1 protein-coding gene is annotated in these 770 nt (G+C 59.9%); it reads left to right on the plus strand.

The genetic code is table 11. The features are described 5' to 3' along the window. A partial coding sequence (locus LGZ98_RS24455; protein WP_262978753.1) for a hemagglutinin repeat-containing protein occupies positions 1–770 on the plus strand: 770 nt, incomplete at both ends.

The raw sequence follows: 770 nt of genomic DNA on the forward strand, positions 1-770 counted from the left end.
CTGGTGGGTGTCAACCTCTCCTACGGCAGCCAGTCCTCCCGGTCAGAACTGAAACAGCACCAGACCACTCAGCAGGGCAGCAGCCTGACGACCGGGGATAATCTCACCCTCACCGCTTCCGGTACTCCAGACCAGCACGGCGATATCCGCATTCAGGGCGGCCAGTTGCAGGCGGGCAAAGACCTGCAACTCAATGCCAGCCGGGATATCCAGCTCTCCTCCAACCAGAACACCGAACAGACCACCGGTAAAAACAGCAGCCGCGGTGGCTCACTGGGCGTCGGTTTCACTGCCGGACCGGGGGGCACGGGAATCAATCTCTCCGCCAGTACCAACCGCGGCAAAGGCCGTGAAAGCGGTAACGGCGTCAGCCATAACGAAACTACGCTGGATGCAGGACAAACCGTCACCCTCAACGCCGGCCGGGATGCCACGCTCAAAGGCGCTCAGGTCAGCGGCGAACAGATTACCGCCGACGTCAAACGCCACCTGACACTCAGCAGCGAGCAGGACAGCAACCGCTACGATATGAAGCAGCAGAACGCCAGTGCCGGCGTCAGTGTTACTCTCGGTCCACAACCGGGCGGCTCATTGAACCTCAGCGCCAGCCGCGACAAAATCCACAGCAACTTTGACTCCGTACAGGAGCAGACCGGACTGTTTGCCGGTAAAGGCGGCTATCAAGTGAAAGTGGGTGAACACACCCAGCTTGACGGCGCAGTCATTGCCAGTACCGCAGATAAAGACAAAAACACCCTCGATACCGGCAC

It is taken from the genome of Photorhabdus kayaii (assembly GCF_025384895.1).
In the GTDB taxonomy this organism is placed as follows: domain Bacteria; phylum Pseudomonadota; class Gammaproteobacteria; order Enterobacterales; family Enterobacteriaceae; genus Photorhabdus; species Photorhabdus kayaii.